This window comes from Candidatus Parvarchaeota archaeon (assembly GCA_016866895.1).
Classification (GTDB): domain Archaea; phylum Micrarchaeota; class Micrarchaeia; order Anstonellales; family VGKX01; genus VGKX01.
Genome location: VGKX01000075.1, coordinates 1 through 5,761 on the forward strand (window position 1 = coordinate 1; position 5,761 = coordinate 5,761).

The 5,761-nt window shown below is 49.4% G+C and carries 5 protein-coding genes; 1 reads left to right on the forward strand and 4 read right to left on the reverse strand.

Translation table 11 applies throughout. The annotated features are described in order from the left end of the window. Positions 1-1,198: 1,198 nt before the first annotated feature. Positions 1,199-2,611: a TldD/PmbA family protein gene (locus tag FJZ26_03650; protein ID MBM3229500.1), complete on the reverse strand. Its 1,413-nt coding sequence runs from the start codon at positions 2,609-2,611 to the stop codon at positions 1,199-1,201. A 36-nt stretch (positions 2,612-2,647) separates the two neighbouring features. Next, on the reverse strand, positions 2,648-3,841 hold the full coding sequence (gene endA, locus FJZ26_03655) for a tRNA-intron lyase (protein ID MBM3229501.1): 1,194 nt from the start codon (positions 3,839-3,841) through the stop codon (positions 2,648-2,650). Positions 3,842-4,102: 261 nt separating this feature from the next. Here endA and FJZ26_03660 point away from each other — a divergent pair, with 261 nt between their 5' ends. Beyond that, positions 4,103-4,696 carry an HAD-IA family hydrolase gene (locus FJZ26_03660; GenBank protein ID MBM3229502.1) on the forward strand — a complete coding sequence of 198 codons (594 nt, stop codon included), beginning with the start codon at positions 4,103-4,105 and terminating at the stop codon, positions 4,694-4,696. A 57-nt stretch (positions 4,697-4,753) separates the two neighbouring features. On the opposite strand, the gene FJZ26_03665 is transcribed toward FJZ26_03660, so the two are convergent. Then, positions 4,754-5,140, reverse strand: a complete 387-nt coding sequence (locus FJZ26_03665; protein ID MBM3229503.1) for a hypothetical protein — start codon at positions 5,138-5,140, stop codon at positions 4,754-4,756. Between the two features lie 59 nt (positions 5,141-5,199). Beyond that, complete coding sequence (locus FJZ26_03670; GenBank protein ID MBM3229504.1) at positions 5,200-5,541, reverse strand: hypothetical protein; 342 nt, start codon at positions 5,539-5,541, stop codon at positions 5,200-5,202. Between the last annotated feature and the right edge of the window lie 220 nt (positions 5,542-5,761).

The window sequence follows — 5,761 nt, forward strand, 5'->3', positions numbered from 1 at the left end:
ACTTGTGCTCACCAAGGCAGACATGAAGGAGCTTTACGGCATACTTAAAGAAGGCTCGGAAGTTTCAAAGCGAAAATACCCGAATGACGATGCCGGCAGGATGCAACGATGGCATCACATGGAAATGGTGCACAAGAAGGCATTTGACTTTTTCACAAAGCAGGCAACCGGCATCTCAAACTCCGAGGACTATGTCAACCTGCTTATGGCAAACTATGCAGGCCTTGAGAAAAACGAGTTTGAGAAGCTTAACACTGGGGTGACTGTTGCGGCAAAAACATTGTATGACAATTATCTAAAACAGACTCAGGCAGGGGCAAGCGCCAAATTCACACTTGTTGGCGATGACTCTAATGCAACAGAGCTTTATGGAAAACTCATGTATGAGCAGACCGGGTTCAACCCATTCCTAAAACCTGCGGCAAAATCAGATTTGCTTCTATCAGTCCAATCAATAACCGCTGGCGTTGGCGTCAAGTTCACAAATAACAATGTCGGTGATTATGGCATTAATCTTGATTATGGGGCTTTTGGGCAAGTTATGGTTCCGCTTGGAAAAATCGGGCTTTCGTATGACAATGACAAGGCTTTCATACCATTGTTTTCAACAGGCGGCAAATCAGCAGACGGCGGCCTAGGCGACCCAAAACTATTTGGCTATGCATTCATTGACGCATCAGCAGCGTTTGGCGCAGGCGGAGAGATAAAGGTTTCAACACTGATTTCAGGCGGCAAAGTCGAGCGCTTTGGTCTCAATGAGCTTGAGCGTGGTGTAAAACCTGTTCTAAACGAGGAGATAATTGCAAAATCCCCCATGTTTGATGTTGGCATTGGTTTGGTGCAATTGTCTGGCAATGTGCGCGCACTTGATGTTGGAAAGCAAAATGACATGTCATATAGGGGTCAGGCTGATGTTTTAACCGGGCTTGGCACATTCAGCACATTTTTCAATCAGGGAAGGACGGGCGGGACGCTTGGCGCAGGCTACTCCGGCAACTTCGGGCCCATTGGCCTTGACAGGCTGAAATTCAGCCTTGGCGCAGAGGCCCTAAACACCAAATTCCCGCAGGTTCGGGCGGGCCTGTCGTACACTTTCTAATAAACAGCCAACTTGGTGCCATCATCTTGGCATTCCAAACAACTGCACTTCAGGTGGTTTTCCAATCTCCCCAAGCCCGCCGCACTTTGTGGCACTATTTTATCCAAGTGTGACTTTTCCAATCCTCATGTGCGGCCCGCCGTCGCTTACAGGGACTGACTGCCCTGATTTTCCGCACATTCCTGGGCTTGTGTCAAAATCCCTTCCCACTGCCTCTACGTTTTTCAGAGTCTCAAGAACATTTCCAGTAAGGCTGCAGTCCCTCAGCTGTTTTCCAATCTCCCCGTTTTCAATAACATATCCTTCTTCAGCTGCAAAAACGTAATGGCCGCTTACTGGGTCAACGCTTCCGCCTTTCATGCCCTTGAGGTACAGGCCGCGGCTTATGCCAAAAACCTTATCATGTTCGTCTTTGCCACGTGCCACGCAGGTGTTGCTCATGCGCACGATTGGAAGCTGCGAATATCCGCCAGCCCTGCAGTTGCCTGTTGCCCCGACTCCAAGCCGCGTTGCCGTTTCAAGTGATGTTAAATACGATTTGAATATGCCCTTCTCAACAATCAGCACCCGCTTTTTCTCAATTCCCTCATCGTCAAAACTGTAGCTTCCAAAACCGCCCTTCTCGTTGGAATCGGTTATCGTGACTTCCTTGCTTGCAATCCGCTTTCCAATCAGGCCCCCAAGCACGCTTCCCCCGCTTGCAACAGTATCGCCCTCAGCCGCATGCCCTACAGCTTCGTGGGCAAGAACTCCTGCAAGCTTTCCATCTATCACAACCGTAAACGTGCCTTTTGGCGGCCGTTGGGCATCAAGCAACTTTTGCGCCTTTGAAGCTGCGGCAGCGGCAAGGCTGCAGCACTCTCCAATCCACTTGCACACCCCTGTGCTTGCCTTTGACTCATGCGCAGTCTGGGTGTTTGCCCCTCTCTTTGCAGTTGCCTCAAAAAACCCCCGCTGCCTGCCTGCGCATTCAATTGCCTCAAGGCCCCATGAGTTTATCACGGCCCTTCTTGCGGCCACTGCTGCAAGCGTGACTTTTGCGCTTTTTATTTCTCTTGCTGATTCAATCTCTTTTTTGGCCTCTGAAGCAGTCTTGCAAAGCCAGTCAAGCTCCATGCCCTGCGTGCTTGCAAAGCCGCCCAAGTCAAACCTCTTGCTGTAGCTTGGGATTATCCCGTCGTCTATCAGCGCCTTGCCACTGCCGCCAGAAGCCAATCTTGCCGCCTTTTTTGCGGCCGCAACAAGCCCTTTCAAATCAACCAGGTTAGTGCTTGCAAAGCCCCAGTTGCCCTTCATCAGAACCCTAAAACCAGCGCCTGTAAAATCATTTTGAGCTGCATTGTCCTCCCCCAGGCTTTGCACTGCAAACTTTGCAGTGCCTGCCACAAGCCTGCAGTCGGCAAATACTGCCTTTCCTCCCGCGATTTGCCCAAGGGCCTTATGCGACGCATCCACCAAGTTTTCAAATTCGCCCAGTTCCATCATATGACCTTGCCTTGACAAACATGTCATTTGAAAAAACGCCCGGGCTGCCGGAAACTTCAAGCCTCAAGGCAGCTGCCACTCTATCTCAAAATACTCGTACTTGCTTTTTGGAAGCTCTATTCTCCTGACACTGTAGTAGGTGACTGCAGTCTCCCTGTCTGCAATCGCAAGCATCAAGTCAAGCCCAAGCCCCCTGCACACAGACAGGGCGCCTGCAAGCTGCTCCCCGCCAATGTACTCCTCCTCTGATAATGAGAGCATCATGAAGCTTGGCGAGTCCTCTTTCGGGTTTTCAATGTTGCCTTTCTTGCGGTGGTACAAAGCAAAATCAAGGCCCACGGCGCCACTGCGCTTTTTCCCAAAGCCAGCCCTGGCCTCCTTTTTTGCCCTTCCCGGTATTGCAAGAATGAATGTCTTTTTCACGGAATGCGCCACCCTTATGGCCCGCGCCCACTCGGATATCAAAAGCCTGTTTGCCCTTGGGAAAACCTGCACCACGTGCTTTGAGTGCATCCATTTTTCCCCGTCGGCCTTTGGGCTTGCCCCAGGCAGGTAAAGCCGAAAGTGGCAGCCAAACTTGAAGCCTGTCTTGAGCACATAGCCTGCAAGCCGCCAGTCCTCATAGACTGCATACATCAAATCAAAATCAGGCCGCGCCTGCCTTGCAGCCTTAATGGCCTTGGCAAGGGTGGCATTTGCAAGCTTTAGTTTGGCATGTTTTGCCAGAAACACAGTCTCGTATATGTCCAGCTTTGACAGCTTGCCCCTCCCATCAGCTTTGTACGTGCCAAACTGGCCAAGCCAGTAGTCGTGGTAAAGGGCGCGGCCAAAATCCTCGTCATCAATCAAAGTCACCAAATCGTCGGCAAAAAACAGGCCTTCTGGCTTGCACCGCTCAATCCTAAACCCCTCTCTTGGGTATTTGGCAAGCCTGTCCTTGCCATATGGCCCGCATGCTTCGTGCGCAGGCCGTGCAATAAGCCCCCTGTCCCTCCAGTCCTTGTAGGTAAAGTATTTTGCCATCAGCTTGCCGCTGTCACATGCTGCCGCAACCTGGTTGAATCCAACGCCCCTGCCAGATTTATCGGCGCAGGAGGCGTTGCGTATGTCAATGAGGTAAAGGGCCTCCTCTGCAAAAAGGGTTATCGTCCCCCTGCTCATTTTTCCAAAATGCCCGCGCACAAGCGAAGAGACTGATTCAGGCTCGCTTACCGTAGCCTTATGGGATTTTTTGTCAAACTCAATTTTCACGGCCATAATACCACTTAATCAAATTGCCAAGCCAATTTCGCCAAATCCATTCCAAGGGCTTTTTAGCCGCAAGGGCGGGAGCCTGCCTAACCCGGCTACAGTTTTTCGTTTTCCGGCAATTTCTCTCTTGCTTGCTGCAAAACCTCTTACAAAATTTACAAAACTAGATTCTAGGGCTTCTAGCTAGCTTGTAATGCCATCAACTGCTATCTGGCAACAATCCTTTGCCCTTGTTTTCTTTATAATTCTTGCATCGGAAAAATATCCATGCTAAAGGCAATACTTTTTGACATTGACGGCGTCCTCATTGACTCCAAGGATTCCATAATAACAATGTTTGTCGAGGTTCTCGGGTCAGGCGGATACGCGGCGGCAAGGGATGAAATTGAAAAAGCGCTTGTAGGGCACACAACCGCGCAAATACTGAAAAACCTTGCCACAGGCATAACCCAAGTCGAGGTTGCAAGGATGCAGTCCATGATGTCTGCCAGGCTGCCAAAATCGCTTACCGAATTCAGGCCAACTGCCATACTTGAGGCAATACCGCAGCTCTCCAAAACTTATCTGATTGCAGCTGTCTCAAACAGGCGCAAAAGCAGCCATGCCATACTTGAGCATTTTGGCGTAAGAAAATATTTTGGCTCCATAAAGACCGCAGACGATTATCTGCCAAAACCTGCGCCAGACATGATACGCGCCGCCCTGAAAGAACTTGGCGCAAGCCCCTTCGAATCGCTTTTCATTGGCGACAACGAGGTGGACTTAGAGGCAGGCAGGGCAGCAAATGTAAAAACCAAGCTAGTTGCCACTGACATAACAAAAACCGAATTCTTCGCGCTGCTTGCCAATCTTGAAAACTAATAGTTTGTTTTTCTTGCTGGCCAGCTTTGAGATGCTCTTGTTTTTTGCTGTTTTTTCCTAGAAAAAGTAATTCGTCCTTTCGTTTTCTTCCCTCACTGCGCTTGCTATCATCCCTTCAAGCCGCAGCTTCGTCGGTATCCCGACATAAACCACCCTGCCGTTTATGGCAATGACCGGCGTGGCGCTGACCCCGTATGCCTGTGCAACCTCCTGTCCCTGGTGCGTCACCATGGAGACTTCGACAAAGTGCACGTTTTTTTTCTCCCCCACAACCCTTGCGGCCATGCGCACAGCCCTTGGGCTATGCGGGCAATTTGGGGACGTAATAACCTCTACAAAGGTCGGCATTGGAATCACGGTGTTATTTTTTTGAATCGCATCTTCTATTGGCGCAGCCTTATTGGCTCTATTGCAGCAACTCTTGAATATATACCTTTGTCCCATTGCCCCCCAAGTGCGCACTGAATTGGGCGTGCCGCCGCAACGGGTGCTTGCAAGTGCGTTCACATCGATTCATCAATGGGCCCTTTTACGTAAAAATTTGCCATTGCCTGCATTGCATTCATCTGGTTTGCAAGATTCTTGTATTTAGTGCCCAAGGCAAGCATGCCAATACCATACGCGGTTTTTGACGCTTTTTCATATTCCGCCCTTGCCTTTCCAAATAACTCATGCGCCCTTTCCCCCCTTCCACCAAAACTTTCCTGCGCAGATGCGCAAAAGCCGCGCGCGTCGTTGCCGTGTTTTGCAATTTGCCCCTTCACCTTTGACGTTCTTATTTTTATTGCCACCGCATTTCTTATCCTCTCAAAAGTTGAAAATTTCAACACTCTTCTGGCTTCCATGTTTACCCCCTATTCGTTACGGCATATTTTAGTTATAATGTGGCGCAAGACATGAATTTAAATCTATTTATTGCCACAAGGTATTTAAATAATCTCAAGGAAAATGGTATTAATTCGAATAAAGCTGCAGCAGCTTTGTCTTAGTCGTAAAGATTTGCGTTTATCTGCACAAGCCAAAATATGGCTTTGCGCAAAATTGTGGTGATACAAATGGGAAAAT